The organism is Streptomyces sp. NBC_01775 (genome assembly GCF_035917675.1).
GTDB lineage: Bacteria > Actinomycetota > Actinomycetes > Streptomycetales > Streptomycetaceae > Streptomyces.
The window spans coordinates 5,068,535-5,090,344 of sequence record NZ_CP109104.1; the positions used below are offsets into that span (position 1 = coordinate 5,068,535).

20 protein-coding genes and 1 tRNA gene are annotated in these 21,810 nt (G+C 70.7%); 14 read left to right on the forward strand and 7 right to left on the reverse strand.

The window, feature by feature from the left end:
• The first annotated feature begins 62 nt into the window (after window positions 1-62).
• The 4 genes from OHB04_RS22555 (at window position 63) to OHB04_RS22570 (ending at window position 3,689) form a co-directional block, all read left to right on the forward strand.
• Window positions 63-821 (forward strand): phosphoglyceromutase, encoded by a 759-nt coding sequence (locus OHB04_RS22555; protein WP_326689519.1) that lies wholly within the window; start codon window positions 63-65, stop codon window positions 819-821.
• Window positions 822-1,076: 255 nt separating this feature from the next.
• On the forward strand, window positions 1,077-1,367 hold the full coding sequence (locus tag OHB04_RS22560) for a hypothetical protein (protein ID WP_326689520.1): 291 nt from the start codon (window positions 1,077-1,079) through the stop codon (window positions 1,365-1,367).
• Between the two features lie 175 nt (window positions 1,368-1,542).
• Window positions 1,543-2,850, forward strand: a complete 1,308-nt coding sequence (locus tag OHB04_RS22565) for a sensor histidine kinase (protein WP_326689521.1) — start codon at window positions 1,543-1,545, stop codon at window positions 2,848-2,850.
• The gene (locus OHB04_RS22570; protein WP_326808140.1) at window positions 2,847-3,689 is read left to right on the forward strand and encodes a response regulator transcription factor; all 843 of its coding nucleotides are present in this window, start codon (window positions 2,847-2,849) and stop codon (window positions 3,687-3,689) included. Before OHB04_RS22565 ends, OHB04_RS22570 begins: the two co-directional genes overlap by 4 nt.
• Window positions 3,690-4,293: 604 nt before the next feature.
• Here OHB04_RS22570 and phoU read toward each other — a convergent pair.
• Complete coding sequence (gene phoU, locus OHB04_RS22575) at window positions 4,294-4,998, reverse strand: phosphate signaling complex protein PhoU (RefSeq protein ID WP_326689523.1); 705 nt, start codon at window positions 4,996-4,998, stop codon at window positions 4,294-4,296.
• A 194-nt stretch (window positions 4,999-5,192) separates the two neighbouring features.
• On the opposite strand from phoU, the gene OHB04_RS22580 reads away from it, so the two are divergent.
• On the forward strand, window positions 5,193-6,494 hold the full coding sequence (locus tag OHB04_RS22580) for a sensor histidine kinase (RefSeq protein ID WP_326689524.1): 1,302 nt from the start codon (window positions 5,193-5,195) through the stop codon (window positions 6,492-6,494).
• A complete protein-coding gene (locus tag OHB04_RS22585) occupies window positions 6,491-7,171 on the forward strand; it encodes a response regulator transcription factor (RefSeq protein ID WP_326689525.1) in 681 nt (226 codons plus the stop codon). Before OHB04_RS22580 ends, OHB04_RS22585 begins: the two co-directional genes overlap by 4 nt.
• 124 nt (window positions 7,172-7,295) lie before the next feature.
• Here OHB04_RS22585 and OHB04_RS22590 read toward each other — a convergent pair whose 3' ends face one another.
• Window positions 7,296-8,021, reverse strand: coding sequence for a DUF461 domain-containing protein (locus OHB04_RS22590; RefSeq protein WP_326689526.1), 726 nt, complete (start codon window positions 8,019-8,021; stop codon window positions 7,296-7,298).
• Between the two features lie 714 nt (window positions 8,022-8,735).
• Here OHB04_RS22590 and OHB04_RS22595 point away from each other — a divergent pair.
• From OHB04_RS22595 to OHB04_RS22625, 7 genes are all read left to right on the forward strand, one after another.
• On the forward strand, window positions 8,736-9,218 hold the full coding sequence (locus tag OHB04_RS22595) for a CarD family transcriptional regulator (RefSeq protein WP_016472332.1): 483 nt from the start codon (window positions 8,736-8,738) through the stop codon (window positions 9,216-9,218).
• Window positions 9,219-9,504: 286 nt separating this feature from the next.
• Entirely contained in the window at window positions 9,505-10,299 is a 795-nt protein-coding gene (gene ispD / locus OHB04_RS22600; RefSeq protein WP_326808141.1) for a 2-C-methyl-D-erythritol 4-phosphate cytidylyltransferase, read from the forward strand.
• Complete coding sequence (gene ispF / locus OHB04_RS22605) at window positions 10,289-10,792, forward strand: 2-C-methyl-D-erythritol 2,4-cyclodiphosphate synthase (protein ID WP_326689528.1); 504 nt, start codon at window positions 10,289-10,291, stop codon at window positions 10,790-10,792. The genes ispD and ispF overlap by 11 nt, the downstream gene beginning before the upstream one ends.
• A 194-nt stretch (window positions 10,793-10,986) precedes the next feature.
• Entirely contained in the window at window positions 10,987-11,388 is a 402-nt protein-coding gene (locus OHB04_RS22610) for a PPOX class F420-dependent oxidoreductase (protein ID WP_326689529.1), read from the forward strand.
• Between the two features lie 87 nt (window positions 11,389-11,475).
• Window positions 11,476-12,879, forward strand: coding sequence for a cysteine--tRNA ligase (gene cysS / locus OHB04_RS22615; protein ID WP_326808142.1), 1,404 nt, complete (start codon window positions 11,476-11,478; stop codon window positions 12,877-12,879).
• Window positions 12,880-13,008: 129 nt separating this feature from the next.
• Window positions 13,009-13,923, forward strand: coding sequence for a 23S rRNA (guanosine(2251)-2'-O)-methyltransferase RlmB (gene rlmB, locus OHB04_RS22620; protein ID WP_326689531.1), 915 nt, complete (start codon window positions 13,009-13,011; stop codon window positions 13,921-13,923).
• A 66-nt stretch (window positions 13,924-13,989) separates the two neighbouring features.
• Window positions 13,990-15,843, forward strand: a complete 1,854-nt coding sequence (locus OHB04_RS22625; protein ID WP_442814923.1) for a DoxX family protein — start codon at window positions 13,990-13,992, stop codon at window positions 15,841-15,843.
• A 160-nt stretch (window positions 15,844-16,003) separates the two neighbouring features.
• Here the strand turns inward: OHB04_RS22625 and OHB04_RS22630 are convergent, their stop codons facing one another.
• From OHB04_RS22630 to OHB04_RS22640, 3 genes are all read right to left on the reverse strand, one after another.
• Window positions 16,004-16,717 carry a nucleotidyltransferase family protein gene (locus OHB04_RS22630; RefSeq protein WP_326808144.1) on the reverse strand — a complete coding sequence of 238 codons (714 nt, stop codon included), beginning with the start codon at window positions 16,715-16,717 and terminating at the stop codon, window positions 16,004-16,006.
• A 293-nt stretch (window positions 16,718-17,010) separates the two neighbouring features.
• A complete protein-coding gene (locus OHB04_RS22635) occupies window positions 17,011-17,439 on the reverse strand; it encodes a hypothetical protein (RefSeq protein ID WP_326689534.1) in 429 nt (142 codons plus the stop codon).
• 304 nt (window positions 17,440-17,743) lie between these two features.
• A complete protein-coding gene (locus OHB04_RS22640; RefSeq protein ID WP_326689535.1) occupies window positions 17,744-18,877 on the reverse strand; it encodes an ABC transporter ATP-binding protein in 1,134 nt (377 codons plus the stop codon).
• Between the two features lie 168 nt (window positions 18,878-19,045).
• Between OHB04_RS22640 and OHB04_RS22645 the strand changes: the two genes are divergently transcribed.
• Window positions 19,046-19,119 (forward strand) — tRNA-Thr (locus OHB04_RS22645).
• 118 nt (window positions 19,120-19,237) lie between these two features.
• Here OHB04_RS22645 and OHB04_RS22650 read toward each other — a convergent pair.
• A complete protein-coding gene (locus OHB04_RS22650; RefSeq protein ID WP_326808145.1) occupies window positions 19,238-20,797 on the reverse strand; it encodes a site-specific integrase in 1,560 nt (519 codons plus the stop codon).
• Window positions 20,797-21,741, reverse strand: coding sequence for a hypothetical protein (locus OHB04_RS22655; RefSeq protein ID WP_326808146.1), 945 nt, complete (start codon window positions 21,739-21,741; stop codon window positions 20,797-20,799). The genes OHB04_RS22650 and OHB04_RS22655 overlap by 1 nt, the downstream gene beginning before the upstream one ends.
• Window positions 21,742-21,810 lie beyond the last annotated feature (69 nt).

The following is a 21,810-nucleotide window of genomic DNA, read 5'->3' on the forward strand; positions in this document are numbered from 1 at the left end:
CGCGGGGGCCACAGCCGATGGCCCCGATATCCGCCGGAACCACACGCAGTAGGCTCGGGCGCATGGCCGACGCACCGTACAAGCTGATCCTCCTCCGCCACGGCGAGAGCGAGTGGAACGCGAAGAACCTGTTCACCGGCTGGGTGGACGTCAACCTCACCGAGAAGGGCGAGAAGGAGGCGGTCCGCGGCGGCGAGCTGCTCAAGGACGCCGGCCTGCTCCCTGACGTACTGCACACCTCCGTGCAAAAGCGCGCCATCCGCACGGCCCAGCTCGCGCTGGAGTCCGCCGACCGCCTCTGGATCCCGGTCCGCCGCTCCTGGCGCCTCAACGAGCGTCACTACGGTGCCCTTCAGGGCAAGGACAAGGCGCAGATCCGCGACGAGTTCGGCGAGGAGCAGTTCATGCTCTGGCGCCGCTCCTACGACACCCCGCCGCCCGTGCTGGAGGACGGCTCGGAGTTCTCGCAGAGCGACGACCCCCGCTACGCGGGCATCCCGAGCGAGCTGCGCCCCCGCACCGAGTGCCTCAAGGACGTCGTCGAGCGGATGCTGCCGTACTGGTTCGACGGCATCATCCCCGACCTCCTCGCCGGCCGCACGGTCCTGGTGGCCGCCCACGGCAACTCCCTGCGCGGCCTGGTCAAGCACCTGGACGGCATCTCCGACGAGGAGATCTCCGGCCTCAACATCCCCACCGGCATCCCCCTCGCCTACGACCTGGACGCCGACTTCCACCCGGTGAAAAAGGGCGGCACCTACCTCGACCCCGACGCCGCCAAGGCCGCGATCGAGGCAGTGAAGAACCAGGGCAAGAAGTAACGCAGACGCACGAATACGCCCCCTACCTGCGGCTTTTCCCGCGAGTAGGGGGCGTCATTCTGCCCGTGGGCCCTCTCGGGCCCGCAGCCGCTTGATCGGGTGCCTCCGCACCCCCGCACCCCCGCACCCCGCACCCCCGCGCCCCCGCCACCGGATGCCCGCACCACCGGATGCCCGGTCACCTGACGCGACCACCGGATGCCTTGACGACGGAACTCCGTGGCCGCCCGCCAGGAGCGACGCCATCATCGGTGCATGACCGAAGCACGGCTGCCCACCGGCTGGACCCTCCAGGCGATACGTGATGTCTCCGGTGACCGGGGGGCCGTCCCTCTCGACGCGGCCGGCCGTACTGTCATGTGGCTGACCTGCCCGGGGGAGGTCGACGAGCGGCTGGACCCCGAGATCGTGCTGGGCTTCCACAGCCTGTGCATCGTGAAGCCCGTCGACGACGAGGACTGGTACATGGGCAGCCTGAACGCCGACGGCGGCGTCGACTGCTGGAACGCCTACGACAGCCTCTTCGAGGCCCTCCGCGGTCTGTAGGTCCAGGACGAACGGCCGATGGTTCCAGGCCGAATGGCCGAATAGCCGACGGCCCGAGGAGGAACGGCGGATGTCCGGCATCCGCCAACCGGCGAGTGAATCCTGGCCACTTGGACGGCTTTCCCTGGCCGTCCGGCCGACGCGCCCCGCACGGCGGTCCGCATACGCTCGCGTCATGACTTCCACCCACCACTCCCCGCACACCCAGCGGCGCCTGCTGCCGGGGGAGCTGACCGCGTTCGGGCCGCATCCGCGAACGCGTCGCAGCGTCCGCGACTGGGCGGTGGACGTCACGGTGTTCTGCTGGGCCCTGTTGTGGTGGGCGGCGCTGTACGACGGGGTCGCCGACAAGACCTATCTGCCCGACTGGCTGCTTCAGATGGACGCCCCGCTGGGAGCGGTGGGCTGTCTGTCGCTGTGGCTCCGCCGCCGCTGGCCGCTGGGGGTCGCGATGGCCGTGCTGCCCGCCGCCGTGCTGACGGACACGGTGGGCGGTGCGCTGATGGTCATCGTCTTCAACCTCGCGCTGCGCGTCCCTCCCCGTACGGCGATGGCGGTGCTGCTGCTCCACCTCGGCGCCACCCTGCCCTTCGTCTTCTTCGTCGCCACCCTCACGAAGGACCGTTGGTTCATCACCACGCTTGTCCTGGCCCTCTACCTCATCTCCTTCGCCTGGGGCAGCGTCGCCCGTGCCCGGCGGCAGCTCGTACTCAAGCTCCGCGAGGACGCGATACGCGCCCGCGCCGACCACGAGCGGCGGCTGGCTGACGTCCGCCGTGCCGAGCGCCGCGCCATCGCCCGCGAGATGCACGACGTGCTCGCGCACCGCGTCTCGCTGCTGTCCGTGCACGCGGGCGCCCTCGCCTACCGCACCAAGCAGTCGGCGGCAGGCGAGGGTTCGGCCCTGGACGACGCGGAGATCGCCGAGAGCGCCACCGTCATCAGGGACAACGCGCACCAGGCGCTGGAGGAGCTGCGCGAGGTGCTGCACGTGCTGCGTGAGGACGAGGACGAGCAGGCAGCCGCAGCACCACCCGAGGCGGTCGACGCCACGGGCGGTGTCAGACCCCAGCCGGGCCTCGCCCGCATCGGTGCGCTGGTGGACGAGGCGCGCGCGGCGGGCCAGACCGTCCAGCTCGACCTGGGGCTGGACGGCGGCCCTCCGGACGCGGAGGACGCTCACCCGCTGCGCCCCCAGCTTCAGCGCACCGTCTACCGCGCGGTCCAGGAAGGGCTCACCAACGCCCGTAAGCACGCCCCCGGCGCGCGAGTGCACGTCGATCTCACGGGCACTCCGGGCGAGGGGCTGACCGTACGGGTCAGCAACCCGCTGCCGACCGATGTGGCCGCCTCCGGGATTCCGGGCGCCGGCGCCGGGCTGACGGGGTTGCGGGAGCGCCTGGAGATCGAGGGCGGCACCCTCCAGCACGGCACGACCGAGGGCACGTTCACGCTGCATGCCCGGCTACCGTGGCCGATATGACGCCGCCTGTCCCGCCGCCCCAGGACCCGTCACCGCCCTGGGACCAGCGATCACAGCAGCGGCAGCGGGGGCTGCCCGTCCGCGTCCTGCTGGCCGACGACGACCCGCTGGTGCGCGCGGGCCTGAAGATGATGCTGCGGGGCGCCCGCGGTGTGGAGGTCGTGGGGGAGGCGGCGGACGGCGCGGAAGTCCCGGCGGCGGTAAGGGAGTTCACACCGGACGTCATCTTGATGGACATCCGGATGCCCACCACGGACGGCATCACGGCCACCCGGGCGCTGGCCGCCTCCCCACCGCCTGGGATCCCGATGCCGCAGGTGATCGTGCTGACCACGTTCGACTCGGACACGGAGGTCCTGGAGGCCATACGGGCAGGAGCCGCCGGGTATCTGCTCAAGCACACCGACCCCGAGGAGATCGTCGCCGCCGTGCTGCGTGCCGCACGCGGTGAGCCCGTGCTGTCCCCCTCGGTCGCGCGCACCCTGATGGACCACGCGGCGGACGCAGCTGCGGCGCGATCGCGCGGGGAGAGGGCCAGAAGCCGGGCCGAGGTGGCGCGGGCCCGCATGGAGGTGCTCTCCGAGCGGGAACGGGTGGTCGCGGGCGCCGTAGCCGAGGGGCTCGCCAACTCCGAGATCGCCGAGCGCCTCTACCTGTCCGTGGGCAGCGTCAAGGCGCATGTCTCCAGCGCGCTGTCCAAGCTGGGCCTGGACAACCGCATCCGCCTGGCCCTCCTGGCCCACGACGCCGGACACGACACAGGCCCCGACCCCGACCCCGACTCCGACCTCGACTCCGCCCCTCGTTCCCGTCCTACTGGCCCCCCTGGCCCCACCTGATTCGTCGACCCCGCAGACCCCGCAGACCCCGCAGACCCCGCAGACCCCACGGCCGCTCCGGACACGGCGAAGGGCCCTGACCCGTCGAACCGGTCAGGGCCCGTGCCGCACCCGTGGGGGCTCCCCCCGGCACTCATCGGACCGGCAGCCGGCCATCAGCCATCAGCCATCAGCGACCATGAGCCGTCAGCCACCAGCCGTCAGCCACCAGCCGACCGCTCAGCCGCAGCCGCCGCCGCACTGGCAGGGACCGCCCGACTGGCAGCCACACCCGCAGCCGGGGCCGCAGCTACAGCCGCCCAGAAGGGGCAGCTCATGTGCCCCGCGCGAGTCGGCCGTCGGCTGGTAGTCGGTCCTGGGCGGCTTCGGGGACTCAGCCATCTTTCCCTCCTCGGCAAGGACAGGCATGACGTCCCCATTGCACGCCGCACCGGCCCAGGCGCATCAAGGGCGCGCGGGTGCACACACAGCGTGAAGGCAAGGGGAGTGACCTGCGGGCATATGGCCCATGCATGCCCCATCGACCGGAGCCGCCGGGTCCACGTACCCGCCCCGGCGGCCCCACTCACCTGCTCCGCTCACTTCCCCCGTTCACCTGGCCCGCTCACCTGCCTTCGACCGGCGCCGTCCCGTCGCTCTCGGCCACGCCCGCCGCCGGGTCGATCTCGTCGGCGTAGTCGCCCGTCACCAGATAGACGACCCGTCGCGCCACCGACACCGCGTGGTCCGCGAACCGCTCGTAGTAGCGGCCCAGCAGCGTCACATCCACGGCTGTCTCGATGCCGTGCTTCCAGCGGTCGTCCATCAGGTGCTGGAAGAGCGTGCGGTGCAGCAGGTCCATCGCGTCGTCGTCCTGCTCGAGCTGGAGCGCCAGATCGACGTCCTTGGTGATGATGACCTCGGCGGCCTTGGCCATCAGCCGCTGGGCGAGCTGCCCCATCTCCAGCAGCGTCGCCTGGAGGTCCTGCGGCACCGGGGATTCCGGGAAGCGCAGCCTCGTGACCTTCGCCACGTGCTGCGCCAGGTCGCCCGAGCGCTCCAGATCGGCGCTCATCCTCAGCGAGGTGACGACGATCCGCAGATCGGTGGCGACGGGCTGCTGCCGGGCCAGCAGCTGTATGGCCCGGGTCTCCAGGTCGCGCTGGAGGTCGTCGACCTTCTCGTCGGCGGCGATGACGCTCTCGGCGAGCTTCAGGTCCGCGTCCAGCATCGCCGTGGTGGCGCGCCCGATCGCGGAGCCGACGAGCCGGGTCATCTCGACCAGGCTGTCCCCGATCGAGTCCAGCTCCTCGTGGTACGCGTCCCGCATGGCTGTCCTTCCGTTGCACGGATCTTCAGTGGGGGCTTCAGGCCCCTACGCTCCCACGGTGCGCCCGAAATGCGACCGGATCAGTCCGCGACGGTGAATCACAGGCCCCCTCCGGGTAAACACTGGGCGACAGCTCTTGCGGACGGCGGCCCCAGGGCTGGGGTGCTGTCAGAGCGGGCGCATAACCTGGATGTATGGACGTGAATGCGGCAGTGGCCGCGGCAGCAGCGATCGCCGGGGTGTGCACCGGCGTCATCGCCGTGCTGGCGTTCCGCTGGAGCGAGCGCGAGCAGGCCCGCCCCACCCGCACCTCGCTGCACACCGAAGCGGGGCTGCCACCTGGCGTCGACACGGTCTTGTCCGTCCTGCGCTCCTCCGCCGTCGTGCTGGACGAGAGCGACGCGGTGGTCAAGGCCAGCTCCGCCGCCTATGCCCTCGGGCTGGTGCGCGGCGGCAAGCTGGCCGTCGACCCCATGCTTCAGATGGCCAGAGATACCCGCCGTGACGGAGAGATACGCCAGGTCGAGCTGGACCTGCCCCGGCGCGGCACCGGAAGGGGTGATGCCCTCGCGGTTTCCGCACGGGTTGCCCCACTCGGCTCCCGTCTGGTGCTCCTGCTGGTGGAGGACCTGACGGAAGCCCGCAGGATCGAGGCCGTGCGCCGCGACTTCGTCGCCAACGTGAGCCACGAGCTGAAGACCCCGGTCGGCGCGCTCTCGCTGCTGTCGGAGGCGGTGATGGACGCGGCCGAGGAGCCCGACGCGGTGCAGCGCTTCGCCGGCCGGATGCAGAACGAGGCGACGCGGCTGACCAGCCTCGTCCAGGAGCTGATCGACCTGTCCCGGGTGCAGAACGACGACCCGCTGGAGGACTCGGAGTCGGTCCGCGTGGACGAGCTGGTGACCGAGGCCGTGGAGCGCAGCAGGCAGAGCGCCGAGGGCAAGCAGATCACGATGGGCACGGGCGGCACCGAGGGCCTCCACGTGTGGGGCAACAGGGGCCAGCTCGCCGCGGCGCTCGGCAATCTCGTCGAGAACGCCGTCAATTACTCCCCGGCCCGTACGCGGGTCAAGGTCGCGGGGCGCCGAATAGCGGCGTCCGGCGGCGATCTGATCGAGATCGCCGTCACCGACCAGGGCATCGGCCTCTCCGAGCGGGACCGCGAGCGGATCTTCGAGCGGTTCTACCGCGTCGATCCGGCCAGGTCCCGGGCCACCGGAGGGACGGGCCTCGGCCTTTCCATCGTCAAACACGTGGCCGCCTCCCATGGCGGGGAGGTCACCGTATGGAGTGCCGAAGGCCAGGGCTCCACCTTCACGCTGCGGCTCCCTGAAGCGGGCAGCGCACGCGAGAAGGCTGCGATCGACAGGGCCGACCGGCTGGGCCGGAACCGCCTGTCAGGCGCACTCAAGGAACCGGCCGCCTTCGACGAAGAAGAGCGGCCCTATGTCGACCAGGCTGATGAACAACTTTCCGCCCCGGAGGTCCTCCCGTGACCCGAGTGCTCGTCGTCGAGGACGAGGAATCGTTCAGCGACGCACTGTCCTACATGCTCCGCAAGGAAGGCTTCGAGGTCGCCGTGGCGGCCACCGGACCCGACGGGCTCGATGAGTTCGAGAGGAACGGCGCCGACCTGGTGCTGCTGGACCTGATGCTGCCGGGCTTGCCCGGCACCGAAGTCTGCCGCCAGCTGCGCGGCAGGTCGAACGTCCCAGTGATCATGGTGACCGCCAAGGACAGCGAGATCGACAAGGTCGTCGGCCTGGAAATAGGAGCCGACGACTATGTGACCAAGCCCTTCTCCTCGCGCGAGCTGGTCGCCCGCGTCCGCGCCGTGCTGCGCCGCCGCGGCGAGCCGGAGGAGGTTGTTCCGGCCGCGCTGGAGGCGGGCCCGGTGCGCATGGATGTGGACCGGCACGTGGTGACGGTCGGCGGCGGCAAGGTCGACCTGCCGCTCAAGGAGTTCGACCTGCTGGAGATGCTGCTGCGCAACGCCGGCCGGGTGCTGACCCGGATGCAGCTGATCGACCGCGTCTGGGGCGCCGACTATGTGGGCGACACCAAGACCCTCGACGTCCACGTCAAGCGCCTGCGCGCCAAGATCGAACCCGACCCGGGAGCGCCCCGCTATCTGGTGACGGTGCGTGGCCTCGGCTACAAGTTCGAGCCGTAAACCGGCCCGGCCGAAATGACGGGAGGCCGCGCCCCGGGTGGGGGTGCGGCCTCCCGTCGTACGCGGCTGCGGATGTGCCCGGTCGTGTCCGGGCAGCGCCCGGCCGGCAGTGCCCGGTGCGCGATCAGTGCCCGGTGCGCGCGCCCTGCTGGGAGGAGCCCGACGTGGCCTTCGGGCTGCCCGTCGCGTCGTCCTGGCGGTTGGCGCCCTGCCCTGCCTCGTCCTGGCCGTCGGCCTTGTCCTCGGCGCCATCGCCCTGCTGATCACGGCCCTTCTCACCCTTGGAGGAAGAGGGCGAGGGCGAGCCGGAGGGGTTGTCGCTCGCGCCGGGGCTCTGGCTCGGCTCGGCGGTCGGACCCACGCTCGCGTAGTCGTGCTTGGCCGGGACCACCAGCGCGCGCAGCTTCACGGAGCCGGTGCTGCTGAGGTCGAAGGTGAGCGGCTGCGCGTTGCCGTCCGCGACGCCCGTCGACTCGACGTCCTCGAAGAGCGCGGCGGCGTTCTTCTTGCCGCCCAGCGCCAGCGAGCCGTGCGCCGGGATCTCCAGCTTGCGCTCACCCTTGGCGGGGCTCAGCTTGGCGCGCTGGCCCTTGATGGCGACGCCCTTGAGGGTCTGCGCCTTCTTGCCGTTGTTGAAGATCCGCACCGCGACGGTGGCTTGGCCCGAACCCTGGGCGTCCGTGACGATGTTGGCGTTCTGGACCTTGATGGTGCCGACCCGCGTCGCCGCGTTGTCGGGCTTGATCTCCAGCGTCTGCGCGTCGTTCCCCGCACCGCAGGCGGTCAGCGTGGCGACGGAGAGCGCGAGGGCGGTGGCGGCGAGGGTGCCGCGTCGAAGGCTGCTGCTCACGGCGGCGGCAACTCCTATTGCGAGCTATGGCGGCGGCACGATCGCGAGCGCGTGCCGGTCGCGGACGAATGGGCTTTTCGCGTGCGCGCTCAGGTTACCGACAGCCTGTGGAGGGCCCGCACCCGACCCTCCGGCTCCACAACCCCGCCAGGCACGCTCGTACGAGCCGTTCGTACAGCGCGGCAAGGGGCCGGTTTCATACGTACGAGCGGCGCGCGCCGGCAGCGTGTGCGGACAGCGTGCGCGGGCAGTGCGTACGGGCATATGCGCGCGGGGCGAGTGCGCCACAACGGGGGAGGAGATCCGTCGCCGTCCCCCCGCCATACGGCGAGATCCGGTGGACATACGGCGGACATCCGTACGGGCGATTCCACGGAATACGAGTGGATGATGAAGAATTGATCAACAGGCCCTTACACCGCCTTTGATCAATTCTTGGGAAAGGCGGAAGAGGCGACGAAGTCGCCACTCCCTACAGGGGGACAAAACGGGCATGGAGGTCGTGTCGCGGAGGGCTTCGTACCGGATCGCGGGCGCGTTTCGTGGAGTGCGCAGAACCGCTCCGACCTGCGAATACCCACTTGCATTGACCGCTCGCAGCACGATACAGGGTCGGTTGTCAAGCCCCGAGATGCGCCCTGACCTGCGAAAACGCCATTCAGAAGAAGGCGTTCCCGTGTTACCCTGGATAGCCACGGAAGGGGTACCTGACACATGACGTTCAAGGTTGGCGACACCGTGGTCTATCCCCATCACGGGGCCGCGCTGATCGAGGCTATCGAAACTCGCCAGATCAAAGGCGTGGACAAGACCTACTTGGTTCTGAAGGTTGCGCAGGGCGACTTGACGGTTCGTGTGCCAGCGGACAATGCGGAGTTCGTGGGCGTGCGCGACGTGGTCGGTTCGGATGGGCTGGACAGGGTCTTCGAGGTGCTCCGCGCGCCGTACGCCGAGGAGCCGACCAACTGGTCCCGCCGTTACAAGGCGAATCTTGAGAAACTCGCGTCCGGAGATGTGATCAAGGTGGCGGAGGTCGTGCGCGACCTGTGGCGCCGTGAGCGCGAACGCGGTCTTTCCGCAGGTGAGAAGCGGATGCTGGCCAAGGCCCGCCAAATCCTGGTCAGCGAGCTGGCCTTGGCGGAGAACACGAACGAGGACAAGGCCGAGGCTCTGCTCGACGAGGTCCTCGCCTCCTGACAGCAGACAGCGCCGCCTGAAACACAATGCCGCGGTGCCCGGATGACATAGGTCGTCGCCGGGCGCTGCGGCATGTCTGTTCTTTTATCTCTGTCGCCGTGAGGCGCAGCCCCGGCATCCCCGCCGGGAGGCTGTGGCGTGCCGGGCCCGGGCAGCTTGCTCGACCGGTGTTCACGGAAGGGCCCGGTCGGAGCGGTCGCGCCCGGCACTCCCCCAACCTACGGTCGGGGGCACCCCCAGGCCATACCCATCTCGGTTGAGGACACAAACCCTGAACGCGCTACCGATGTCAATCGATTCCACCGACTTTGCCACTTCCGGGGGTACGGCGGCCCCTGACCGCCCCACCAGCCGCACCGCCGTGGTCATCCCAGCGGCCGGACGGGGCGTACGGCTCGGCCCGGGAGCGCCCAAGGCGCTGCGTGAGCTGGGCGGCGCGCCCATGCTGGTGCACGCCGTACGGGCGACGGCGCGGGCTCGCTCCGTCACCCTCGTCGTCGTGGTCGCCCCCTCCGACGGCGTCCGGGGCGTGCGCACCCTCCTGGACGAGGCGCTCCTGGAGGAGCGGGGCCTGCCCGACATCGTCGTCGTCCCCGGTGGCGAGACCCGCCAGGACTCGGTGCGCCTCGGCCTGGAGGCGCTGCCCGACACGATCGAGACGGTGCTCGTGCACGACGCCGCCCGGCCCCTGGTTCCGGCCGACACCGTGGAAGCCGTCGCCGCCGCCGTCCGCGGAGGCGCGCCCGCGGTGGTGCCGGCGCTGCCGGTGACCGACACGGTCAAGGAGGTCGAGCCGCGCGTCGACGACGGCCCCGAGCCCGTCACCGGCACCCCCGACCGCTCCCGGCTGCGCGCCGTCCAGACCCCCCAGGGCTTCACCCGTAAGGTCCTCGCCGAGGCACACGCCCGGATCGCGGCGGAGGGGGAGGGCGCCACCGACGACGCGGGCATGGTCGAGCGGCTCGGCGTGGACGTCGTCGTCGTCCCCGGCCACGAGGAGGCCTTCAAGGTGACCCGCCCCCTCGACCTCGTACTGGCCGAGGCCGTGCTCGCCCGCAGGAGGGCCCGCGATGAGTACTGAGCGACCCGCCCAGCGCGTCGTACTGCCCCGTGTGGGGACCGGCACCGATGTGCACGCCTTCGAAGAGGGCCGCGAGCTGTGGTGCGGCGGGCTGCTGTGGCCCGGCGAGCGCTACGGGCTCGCCGGGCACTCCGACGGCGATGTCGCCGCGCATGCCGCCTGCGACGCGCTCTTCTCGGCCGCCGGGCTCGGCGACCTCGGCGCCCACTTCGGCACGGACCGCCCTGAGTGGTCCGGCGCCTCCGGCGTCGCCCTCCTGACGGAGGCGGCTCGCATCGTGCGGGAGGCGGGCTACGGGATCGGCAACGTCGCGATCCAGGTCATCGGCGTCCGTCCCAAGGTCGGCCGGCGCCGTGCCGAGGCGGAGGAGGCCTTGTCGGCCGCCATCGACGCGCCCGTCTCCCTGTCGGGCACCACCACGGACGGTCTCGGCCTCACAGGCCGGGCGGAGGGCCTCGCGGCCCACGCCACGGCCCTGGTCTACCCGGCCTGACCGCACGGGGCCCCGCCCCTGCCACCCGCCCCTTTCCGCCGCGCGGCGGAAAGAAAGGGAAAGGGATCGGCTGGGCACCGTCGTGGCGGAAAGACGCGCCGTCGCGGCGGGGAGGTGCCGGGTGGGTTGTTGGGTACGGTCCGGAAGGTGAGGCCCAGTGGGTATCCGTTCGCGACGAGGGAAGGACCGTCCCGGTGACACAGCTCTCCGAGAACCTCAAGAAGATCCTCGACGGCAAGGTTTTCGTCGCCGTCGCCACCATCCAGCCCGACGGCAGCCCGCAGGTGTCGCCGGTGTGGGTGAAGCGGGACGGCGACGAGCTGCTCATCTCCACCACTGTCGACCGCCGTAAGGCGCTCAACCTGCGGCGCGACCCGCGCGTGACGGTCCTGGTGCACCCGCCGGAGGAGCCGTACACCTACGCCGAGCTGCGCGGCACCGCCACGTTGACGACCGAGGGCGCGCAGGAGCTGATCGACGAGCTGTCGTACAAATACGTGGGCAAGAGCTACGCGGAGTTCAATCCGCAGTCCGACCAGGACGCCGAACGCGTCGTCGTCCGCATCGGTGTCCGCAAGCAGGTCGGCCGGATCTGACATCGGCCCCGGGCCGATCCGGGGGCGGGCCCGTGCTGTTCACCGGAGGCGGCACGGGCACTGCCGCGGCCTACTACCCTTGACCCCGTGACTCTTCGCCTGTACGACACCAGCGCCCGGCAGATCCGCGACTTCAGCCCCCTCGTGCCCGGCTGTGTCTCGATCTACCTGTGTGGTGCCACGGTGCAGGCAGCCCCTCATATCGGACATATCCGTTCGGGTCTGAACTTCGACATCATGCGCCGCTGGTTCACCTACCGCGGCTACGAAGTGACGTTCATCCGGAACGTGACGGACATCGACGACAAGATCATCGTCAAGTCCGCCGAGCAGGGCCGCCCCTGGTGGGCGATCGGCTACGAGAACGAGCGCGCGTTCAACTCCGCGTACGACGCGCTCGGCTGCCTGCCCCCCACCTATGAGCCGCGCGCGACCGGCCACATCCCCGAGATGGTCGAGATGATGCGCGTCCTGATCGACCGCGGTCACGCCTACGCCGCCGACGGCAACGTCTACTTCGACGTGCGCTCCTTCCCCGGGTACCTCTCCTTGTCCAACCAGGAGCTGGACAACCTCCTCCAGCCCGAGGGCGAGGGCGAGACCGGCAAGCGCGACCCGCGGGACTTCGCGATGTGGAAGGCCGCCAAGCCCGGCGAGCCCGCGTGGGAGACGCCGTTCGGCCCCGGCCGCCCCGGCTGGCACCTGGAGTGCTCGGCGATGGCGCACAAATACCTCGGCACCGCGTTCGACATCCACGGCGGCGGCGTCGACCTCGTCTTCCCGCACCACGAGAACGAGATCGCGCAGTCACGCGCGTACGGCGACGAGTTCGCGCGCTACTGGGCCCACAACGCCTGGGTCACCATGAGCGGCGAGAAGATGGCCAAGTCGCTGGGCAACTCCGTGCTGGCCGGCGAGATGCTCAAGCACTGGCGTCCGATCGTGCTGCGCTACTACCTGGGCGGCCCGCACTACCGCTCCACCGTCGAGTACAGCGAGGAGTCGCTGCGCGAGGCCGACTCCGCCTTCGGCCGCATCGAGGGCTTCCTCCAGCGCGCCACCGAACTGGCGGGCGAGACCGCGCCGGCCGGCCGTGTACCGGACGCGTTCGCCGAGGCCATGGACGACGACTTCTCCGTGCCGCAGGCGCTCGCCGTGGTCCACACGACGGTGCGGCAGGGCAACGCGGCGCTCGGCGAGGGCGACAAGGCCGCCGTCACCACGGCGCTGGCCGAGGTCCGCGCGATGCTCGGCGTCCTCGGGCTCGACCCCCTCGACGCCTCCTGGGCCGACGGCGCGGCCGGGGGAGCCGGGGCCGACCTCCACTCCGTGGTCGACTCGCTGGTCGGGCTCGTACTGGAGCAGCGCCAGGCGGCGCGGGGGCGCAAGGACTACGCGACGGCGGACGCGATCCGCGACGAGCTCAAGCGTGCGGGGCTCGCCATCGAGGACACCCCCGCGGGCCCCCGCTGGGAGCTGAGCCCGGAGTAGTGCCCCGGCCCTTGTCCCTCGCCCCTGTCCCCTCCGCCGGTCGGAGGGCTGGGGGAGGGGCGGGGGCCAGGTACCGTTGGTGGGCGTACGTCCGAACACTCATACCGCAGGAAACAGGTAGGTGCCCTGATGCCCGGGAAGAAGAAGGGCCCCCAGATCGGCAGTGGCGGAAACCGCCGGCGCGGCCTGGAGGGCAAGGGCCCCACCCCGCCCGCGGAAATGCGCAAGGGCCACGTCAAGCAGCGCGTGGCGCAGGCCAAGGCGCGCCGCGCCCAGGGCCGCACCCAGCAGCGCGGCAAGGGCACCTCTGAGCTGGTCGTGGGCCGCAACTCCGTGGTGGAGGCCCTGCGCGAGGGCGTCCCCGCGAACGCCTTCTACGTCCAGCAGTTCATCGACAACGACGAGCGCGTGCGCGAGGCGGTCCGCTACGCGGGCGAGCGTGGCGGTATCCGGCTGGTCGAGGCTCCCAAGCCCGAGCTGGACCGGATGACCAACGGCCTCAACCACCAGGGCGTCGTCCTCCAGGTCCCGCCGTACGAGTACGCGCACCCCGAGGAGCTGGCGGCTGCGGCGTTCGACAAGGGCGAGGACCCGCTGATCGTCGCGCTGGACGGCGTGACCGACCCGCGCAACCTCGGTGCCGTCGTCCGCTCCGCCTCCGCGTTCGGCGGCCACGGCGTGGTCGTGCCGGAGCGGCGGGCCGCCGGCATGTCGGCGGGTGCCTGGAAGACCTCGGCGGGCACGGCGGCGCGCACGCCCGTCGCGCGCGCCACCAACCTCACCCGTGCGCTGGAGGGCTACCAGAAGGCGGGCCTCACCGTGGTCGGACTCGCCGCCGACGGTGAGGTCGAACTCCAGGACGTCGCCGCGCTCGACGGGCCCCTCGTCGTGGTCATCGGCAGCGAGGGCAAGGGCCTCTCGCGCCTCGTGGGGGAGACCTGCGACCTGCGTGTACGTATCCCGATGCCGGGCGGGGCCGAGTCCCTGAACGCCGGCGTGGCGGCGGGCATCGTGCTCTACGAGGCGTCCAGGCGCCGCAGTTGATCTTGACGGGTCTCGGACAGATCGGCGTGGTCAAGGCAGTGTCCTAAGCGTCCGTCACTCGGTTAGATGAGTGTGGACACCAGAACACCCCGCGCACCCGGCGCTCCGGGCCGAAGCTCTGGGGAGAGCCCAGGGGGAAGCCCGCGTGGTTTCTTCGACGACGAGCCGGTGCTGAGCACGGTCAAGGTCCCGTCCGACCCCGCTGAGGTGGTCGTCAATCACGCGAGTTTCCGCGTACGGCTCGGGTCGGCGTCCGCCGCCGCACCGCCCCTCGCCGTACCGCCCGTCGTGGCGCGCACCGCTGCGGTGCGTACAGCCGCGGCACCCGCACGCGGCCCGGCGTTCGAGGACACCGAGCCCCTCCGGCCCCTTCCCGTCGGGGCGGCCCCGGTCGCCCGCGTACCCGGCGCCCAGGGAGCCCGTCCGGCAGGGCGCCGGGCCCCGGTGGTCTGGAGCGGGCACGCCAACCCGGAGGACACCGGCGCGACGAAGCTGCTCCAGGCCGTCCGTACGGCCGGGATCGCGGGGGAGGCCGACGCGGCCTCGACACAGACGCTGCCCCGGATCAAGGAGCCGTCGGCCCCCGGGCGCGCGGGCGAGGGCGGCGGGCGCTCCGGCCCCGGCACCGGCCCGGCCAGCGTGGTGGGCCCGCCCCGCGGACCCCAGCCGTCGGAGGCCGAGCCCCTGCTGAAGGGCGTACGCCCGGCGCGCGGCGCCTTCGACGCGCCGGACACCGGCGAGCTGGAGATGGTCGGCTACGCGGGGAACGGCGCCGACGAGAGCGGCACGGCCGGTCCCGGCACCGACGGGCACCGCCGCGAAACGGTCCGGCACGCGTACTACCCCGGGCGCCGGATGAACCTCGGCGTCGTCCTGCTCCCGCTGCGGGTCTTCCTCGGCTTCATCACCGTGTACGCGGGCATGGGCAAGCTGTGCGACCCCGTCTACTTCGACGGCGGGCAGCGCGGCTCCATGGTCACCTGGCTCCGCTCGCTCGACCCGTGGGCCATCGCCTCCCCGCTGCGGGACTTCGCGCTGGCGCACCCGGTCGGAGCCGGGCTCACGGTGGCCTTCCTCCAAGTCATCGTCGGCGTCCTGACGATGTTCGGACTCTGGCAGCGGATCGCCGCCTCCCTCGGCACGCTCCTGTCGGCCGCCTTGCTGATGACGGTCAGCTGGAGCAGCGTTCCGGCCTACGACGCGCCGGACATCATCTACCTCGCCGCCTGGAGCCCGCTGATCATCGCGGGGGCGCCCGTCTACTCCGTCGACGGGCGGCTGGCCGGAGAGGCCTGGCGCCGGCTCGGCCCGCGCGTGGAGATCTGGGACCTGCGCCGCCGGGTGCTCCGCCGGGGCATGGTCGTCGCTACGGTCATCGTCGGCCTCGCGCTGCTCATCGGCTCCCTGCTGGGCAGCGCGGTGCGCTCCTCGCAGACGGCCACCGTCCGCGAGCGCGAGGAGACCCCCACCAACCGGCTGCCGGGCTCCCCGATGCCGCAGGTGCCCGGCGAGCGTTCCAGCTCGGGCCAGGCGACCCAGGGCCCGGGCCACGCCTCCGGCGAGCGCGGCGACGCGAAGACCCGCCGCAAGGACCGCCGCCCTTCGGCGTCGGAGACCCGGCCGGGCGAGCAGCGCGCCACCAGCGGCCCGGAGACGACACCCAGCGCGGGCCAGACCCAGGGCCAGAACCAGCCGGGCGGGACGACCCCGGCCCAGCAGCAGTCCGCGCCCCCGCAGCAGCCGCGGACCCCGCAGCAGCCGCGTGCCACGGTGGGCGGCAGCGCGGGCCCGCAGAACGGCTCCGCCAGGTCCTCGTCCTCCGCGACCGGCGGCGGCCCCTCCTCCGGCGGTTCCTCGTCGGGTGGCGGGGGCGGCGGTGGCGGCGGTGGCGGCGGGGCCCTGGGGGGCCTGCTGGGCTGAGCGGCACGGGTGCGACGGAGGGCCGTCGGCCTCCTCCTGCGGGAGGGGAGCCGACGGCCCTCCGTCGTTGTATGCCTCTTGGCCGTGTATGGCTCCGGGCCGTTGTAGGCCTCCGGGCCGGGTGGCCGGACAGGCTCAGGACCGCACGGTCGGGCAGGGATCAGCCGTGACCGGCCAGTTCCTTCGCGGCCTCGGTGAGGTCCTTGGCGGTGTCGATGGCGCGCCAGTAGGAGCCCTGCGGGAGGGGGAAGCCGGCGAGGCGGCGTTCGCGGGCGAGGCGGGGGAAGGTCGTCCGCTCGTGGTCGCCGCGCTCGGGCAGCAGCCCGGTGAAACCGGTGGAGAAGACGTAGACGCCCGCGTTGATCAGGTACGGCGAGGGCGGTGCCTCGATGAAGTCGAGGACGTGGCCGAACTCGTCGGTCTCCACGGCGCCCCACGGGATGCGCGGGCGGGCCAGCGCGAGGGTGGCGGTGGCGTCCCGTTCGGTGTGGAAGTCGGCCATGTCGCGCAGTGAGAAACGCGTCCAGATGTCGCCGTTGGTCGCGTACCAGGGCTCGTCGGGCCGCGGCAGCGAGCGGGCCGCGAACTTGAGGCCGCCGCCACGGCCCAGTGGCTCGCGCTCGATCACCGTCGTGACGTGGCAGGGCAGTTCGGACTGGTCGAGCCACTCCTGAAGCACCTCGGCGAGGTGCCCCGAGGAGACGACGACGTCCGTGACGCCCTCCGCCGCGAGCCAGGCCAGCTGATGACCGATGATCGGGACGCCCGTCCCGGGGATCTCCACCATCGGCTTGGGGCGGTCGTCGGTGTACGGCCTCAGCCGTGATCCCTGTCCACCGGCAAGGATCACGGCCTGGGTCGGGTGCTGGGTCATGTGCCGCAGCTTATGCGCCCCTTGCGGGGCTGCGCTGCGGGTACGTTCGCGCTCCCGGCGCGTTTCCGGTGTTCCCGCGCGGGTGTTCCGCGCTGGCGTTTCGGCGTCGGCGTTCCGCGCTGGCGTTCGGCGTCGGCGTTCGGCGTCGGCGTTCCGGCGTCCCGCGCGGGCGTCCCGCGCGGGTGTTCCCTGTCGGCGTTCCGGCGTTCCGCGCTGGCGTTTCGGCGTTCCGTACCCGGTGGCGTGTGGGGGCCGTACGCAGGCCGGTTTCCGAGGCTCAGCTCAGCCGCGCGTCAGCTCAGCTGCGCGACCCCGTGGGCGAAGGAGGTGTCGCACACGGGGCGCGAGAAGCGCTGCGCGCGCTGTGCGCCGTACTTGTGCACCGCAGCCTTGCCGAGGGCCCGTGCGAGGAAGACGCAGTGGCGGGCGAGCGAGGGCTTGCGGGCGATCTCGCGCTGGAGGCTGGTGAGGGCGACGCCCGGGTCCTCCTCCTGGAGTTCGGCGACGAGGCGGTCGCGGAGCACCTCTTGCGGGGCGCGGGGACTCGCCTGCGTCGAGGCCCTCGCCGATGACGCCTTCTCCGCGGAGGCGGTGAGGACTTGGGAGTCGGCGGGCGTGGTGGCCCAGGGGACGCTGGTGACGGCGAGGGTCCCGGACAGGACGAGCACGACCGGGAGTACGAGGGCGAGGGATCGGCCGATTCGGCGGGCTGCGTGGTTCACGACCGTGATGGTAGCGAGCGGTAGTGATTTGGCGACATTTTGTCACCACATCGAGCGACGGCGATTTTGCGCTGTTCGAGCATGGACGGAGAAATTGCGAGCGGAGGTGGGGGTGGAGGTGGGGGCAGGGCCCGGGTTCACGGCATGGCAAAGGCCGTGACGGGGTTTCCCGTCACGGCCTTTGCCATGCCTGCTTGCCGCGTCCGCTTGCCGCGTCCGCTCGCTGTAACTGCTCTTGCTGTGACTGGGAGGTGGCGCGGCGGACTCGTCGGGACTCAGTCGCTCCGGTCCTCCGTCGGGACGCTCAGTCGCTGAGGCGCTCGCCGGAGGAGGTCGAGAAGACGTGGGTCTCGCCGCCGCGCGGGACCACGTGGACCGTGGAGCCCTTCTCCGGGACATTGCGGCCGGAGACGCGGACCACCAGGTCGCGCACCTCGCCGCCGAGGTCGGCCGTGCCGTAGACGTAGCCGTCGGCGCCCAGCTCCTCGACGACGTTCACGGTGACGGCGACGCCCGCGTGCGCGTCCTTGGAGAGCTTCTTGTCGCCCGTGCCGGCGCTTTCCCCGTCCACCAGGTCGAAGTGCTCGGGGCGGACGCCGACGGTGACCGTCTTGTCACCCCTGTCGGAGGCCGCGCTCAGGGCCTCGCGCTCGACCGGCACCACGCTGTTGCCGAACTTGACGCCGCCGTCGGTGATCGGGACCTCGACCAGGTTCATGGCCGGGGAGCCGATGAAGCCGGCGACGAAGAGGTTGGCGGGGCGGTCGTACATGTGGCGCGGGGTGTCGATCTGCTGGAGCAGCCCGTCCTTGAGGACGGCGACCCGGTCGCCCATCGTCATGGCCTCGACCTGGTCGTGGGTGACGTAGACGGTGGTGATCCCCAGGCGGCGCTGGAGGCCTGCGATCTGGGTACGGGTCTGGACGCGGAGCTTGGCGTCGAGGTTGGACAGCGGCTCGTCCATGAGGAAGACCTGCGGCTCCCGGACGATGGCCCGGCCCATCGCGACCCGCTGCCGCTGACCGCCCGAGAGCGCCTTGGGCTTGCGGCCCAGGTAGTCGGTGAGGTCCAGGATCTTGGCGGCGTCCTCGACCTTCGAGCGGATCTCCGCCTTCGGCACACCCGCGATCTTGAGCGCGAAGCCCATGTTGTCGGCCACGGTCATGTGCGGGTACAGCGCGTAGTTCTGGAAGACCATCGCGATGTCCCGGTCCTTCGGAGGAAGGTGGGTCACATCGCGGTCACCGATGCGTATGTTGCCCTCGTTGACGTCCTCCAGGCCGGCGAGCATGCGCAGCGAGGTGGACTTTCCGCATCCGGAGGGGCCGACGAGGACGAGGAACTCGCCGTCCTCGATGTCGATGTTCAGCTTGTCGACGGCGGGCGTCTCGGCGCCGGGGTACACCCGGGTCGCCTGGTCATACGTGACCGTGGCCATGTTCTTTTCTCCTTCACCGGCAGGTACGTGCCGGACGATCCGTTGTAAAGGGAGGTGTAGTCCACTGCGTGAACCTGCGGTGACGCTAACCTCCCCACCCCCCGTTTGTCAGTAGTCCGGCCCAACCGGAACGATGTCCCCAGGTACACTGCACGAGCGCCAGCACTCGCCGCCTTAGCTCAGCTGGTTAGAGCATCTGTCTTGTAAACAGAAGGTCGTCGGTTCGAATCCGACAGGCGGCTCCGCCACCACCCACCGGGTGACCAGCACGAAGAAGCCCCAGCCGAGATCAATCCGGCTGGGGCTTCGCTGCGTTCAGAGGGCCGTGCGTGAGCGATGCGTGAGCGGACGTGCAAACGATCACTCCTCGCGGTCCTCCTTCTTGCCATCGGCTGGCGCCTCGTCCGGGGCCTTACGCGCCCGGGGCACCACGGCCGCCGCACGGTTCGCGATGTCCCTGTCCACCTCCGGCAGCAGCGAGGTGTAGGTGTCGGACGCCAGCTTGATCGTGGAGTGCCGCAACGTCTCCTTGATGGCGTGCAGATCCCCGCCGCCCGCGTGAATGAGGGTCGCCGCCACGTGTCGCAGATCCCGCAGGTTGATCGGAGGCAGGCCGGCCTCCTCGGACAGCGCGATGAAGATGTCCGTTACCTCGTCGGGGTGCAGCCATTCACCGGTCTCCGTGGTGAAGACCTTTCCCGTCTCCACCCACTTGTCCCCGGCCTTCTTCTCCGCGGCCTGGCGGGCGCGGTGTGCGCGCAGCACCTCCACGGTGACATCGTCGAGGGCTATGACGGCCGCCGACCCGTCCGTCTTCAGGTCCGTCTCCACCGGCGTCCACCCGTCCAGCACGATCTCCGTGGACACGGTCATGAGGCCCTTGTCCAGGTCCATGTCCGTCCACGCCTGGCCGACGCCCTCACCGCGGCGCAGCCCCCGGAAGGCGATCAGGTGGTAGTAGGCGTACAGGCGATGCCCCTCGGCCTGATCGAGGAAGCGGCCGATCTGCGGCGGCGTCCACACCATGACGGGGGAGGGCTTGAGCCCCGTCTCGCGCCAGCGCGCGATGTGCTCGTCCGTCCACAGCACCGGCTTCGGGCGGCTGCCCCCGGAGAGTTCCACGTACTGCGCGGCGTTGAACGTCAGCCCCGTCTCGGTCTGCCGGGCGATCGCCGCGTTCAGCGCGGCGCGCAGACAGGCCCGTATCCGCTGCTGCGTAGCGGCACCGGCGGGCTTGCGGTACGGGGGCATGGCCGCGAGCTTGCGCCGCTCCTCGATCAGGCGCTCCCGCTCCCGCCCCGGCGGCCGGGACCGTCGGCCCCACCGGGCACGGGCCTCCTGCTCGCGCCGCGCCTGGTTCTCCGCGACGATCGTTTCGTTCCGCTCGTTGATCGCGGCGAAGAAGTCGTCGAGGTGGCCGACGTTCAGCCGGTCCAGGCGCAGGTGCCCGAGGCCCGGCTTCAGGTGGACGCGGACGATGGATTCGTAGCCGGTGATGGTCTTCTTCTTCGTCCGCTTGCTGGCCAGCCACGTGTCCAGCCACTCGCCCACCGTCAGCCGGGAGGACAGTGACACCCCGAGGTTCAGGCGCCGGCGGGTCTCCGCGACCTCCGGCAGCGGGGCCCGCGGGTCTTTGCTGATCTCTTCGAGCAGGTCACCCAGGGAGATTTGCGCTTCGCTGTCGTTGTGGTCGGGCAGGTCGAGGAGCGCACGGACCCGGTCGAGCGCGGCCGTGGCGTCCTTCGCCGTCTCGTACCCGGACCGTGAGAACGACCGGCGCGTACCGTCCCCCCGCGCGGGCAACTCCTGCCGCACCGCGTACACCCCGTGCCGACGGCTGGACAGCTTCGGGCAACCACTGCCCAGCGCCTTGCCATCCTCGCCGCGGCAGTAGCACCGCCGGTACGTCGAACCCTTCACTACTTCTCCGGGTGATCGTTGCGCCCTGGAAGCTGCCCTCCAAGGCTTTCGAGTTCCGCCCTGTACTCATCAAGTTGCGCCTGCATCCGCTTCTTTTCCAGAGGATCTGTCTCGATTTCGATCGAGTGCTGGAGGTAGCTGTCATGCAGCCACCACTCCAGCTCAAGGCGCCTCGCGGCGTGGGGCTCCTCCGGTACCTCGTGCAGATTTGCCGGTGGAAGCTTCTTCTTCTTGCGGGCTGACCCGACCCAGCGGGCAGCCGTGGAGTGTGGGACACGGAAGTGGTTTGCCACTTCCCTAGTAGGTGGCACCCCCTCATTTTCAGCCATGCGGTAAGTGTTTGCCACTTCCTGGAGGAATTCATCCGTGATGCGGTGACGCTTCTTCCGGGGCGCTGGGTACGTAGCTGGGTACTCCCGTGCCTCCGCGTATGCCTCTGAGGCATGCGTCTCAAGTTTGTCGAGCCACTCCATCGCTGCCTTCGGCTGGTAGTCGTATGGCGTCCTGGTCTTTGGTGACGGGTACGACCAGCCTTTCGCCGCCGGGTCGCTATCCGGTCGGCGCCCGTCCTCCATGAACTGGAACAGGTACTGCGCCATGCAGGCCATGCCCAGTCGCTTCCACTTGCTGGGCGGAACCACCTTCCGCACTCTCTCGAAGACCTCGGGCAGGTCATAGAAGACCGAGGTTGCGTGGGCCTGCTCGACCACGCCCTCGTAGACCTGAAAGTCCAAGAACAGCACGGTCGGCCCAGGATCAACCCAGCTGTCGCCGTGACGGTTCTCGTGCCAGGCGTCTTCGGTCCCGATCACCAGATGGAAGAACTCCGGCAACAGGACGGGCTCTACTCGGATCAACTTTGGGAGCTCCGGGATCTGGTCCTTGGCGAACCAGGGGTAGGCGGCGAACCGCCAGCCGGGTGGGGGGGTCAGGAGGTCGTCCATGTCTTTCATCTTGCCCGCTTCGGCAAGGGTCCGGCAAGAGTGCGGACGGTAATCGGCTAGTCACTTCCA

Excerpts from the sequence above, each read along its gene's own strand:
- OHB04_RS22555 (WP_326689519.1), top strand. The coding sequence starts at position 63 with ATGGCCGACGCACCGTACAAGCTGATCCTCCTCCGCCACGGCGAGAGC.
- OHB04_RS22560 (WP_326689520.1), top strand. The coding sequence starts at position 1,077 with ATGACCGAAGCACGGCTGCCCACCGGCTGGACCCTCCAGGCGATACGT.
- OHB04_RS22565 (WP_326689521.1), top strand. The coding sequence starts at position 1,543 with ATGACTTCCACCCACCACTCCCCGCACACCCAGCGGCGCCTGCTGCCG.
- OHB04_RS22570 (WP_326808140.1), top strand. The coding sequence starts at position 2,847 with ATGACGCCGCCTGTCCCGCCGCCCCAGGACCCGTCACCGCCCTGGGAC.
- phoU (WP_326689523.1), bottom strand. The coding sequence starts at position 4,998 with ATGCGGGACGCGTACCACGAGGAGCTGGACTCGATCGGGGACAGCCTG.
- OHB04_RS22580 (WP_326689524.1), top strand. The coding sequence starts at position 5,193 with ATGGACGTGAATGCGGCAGTGGCCGCGGCAGCAGCGATCGCCGGGGTG.
- OHB04_RS22595 (WP_016472332.1), top strand. The coding sequence starts at position 8,736 with ATGACGTTCAAGGTTGGCGACACCGTGGTCTATCCCCATCACGGGGCC.
- ispD (WP_326808141.1), top strand. The coding sequence starts at position 9,505 with ATGTCAATCGATTCCACCGACTTTGCCACTTCCGGGGGTACGGCGGCC.
- ispF (WP_326689528.1), top strand. The coding sequence starts at position 10,289 with ATGAGTACTGAGCGACCCGCCCAGCGCGTCGTACTGCCCCGTGTGGGG.
- rlmB (WP_326689531.1), top strand. The coding sequence starts at position 13,009 with ATGCCCGGGAAGAAGAAGGGCCCCCAGATCGGCAGTGGCGGAAACCGC.
- OHB04_RS22625 (WP_442814923.1), top strand. The coding sequence starts at position 13,990 with ATGAGTGTGGACACCAGAACACCCCGCGCACCCGGCGCTCCGGGCCGA.
- OHB04_RS22630 (WP_326808144.1), bottom strand. The coding sequence starts at position 16,717 with ATGACCCAGCACCCGACCCAGGCCGTGATCCTTGCCGGTGGACAGGGA.
- OHB04_RS22640 (WP_326689535.1), bottom strand. The coding sequence starts at position 18,877 with ATGGCCACGGTCACGTATGACCAGGCGACCCGGGTGTACCCCGGCGCC.
- OHB04_RS22655 (WP_326808146.1), bottom strand. The coding sequence starts at position 21,741 with ATGGACGACCTCCTGACCCCCCCACCCGGCTGGCGGTTCGCCGCCTAC.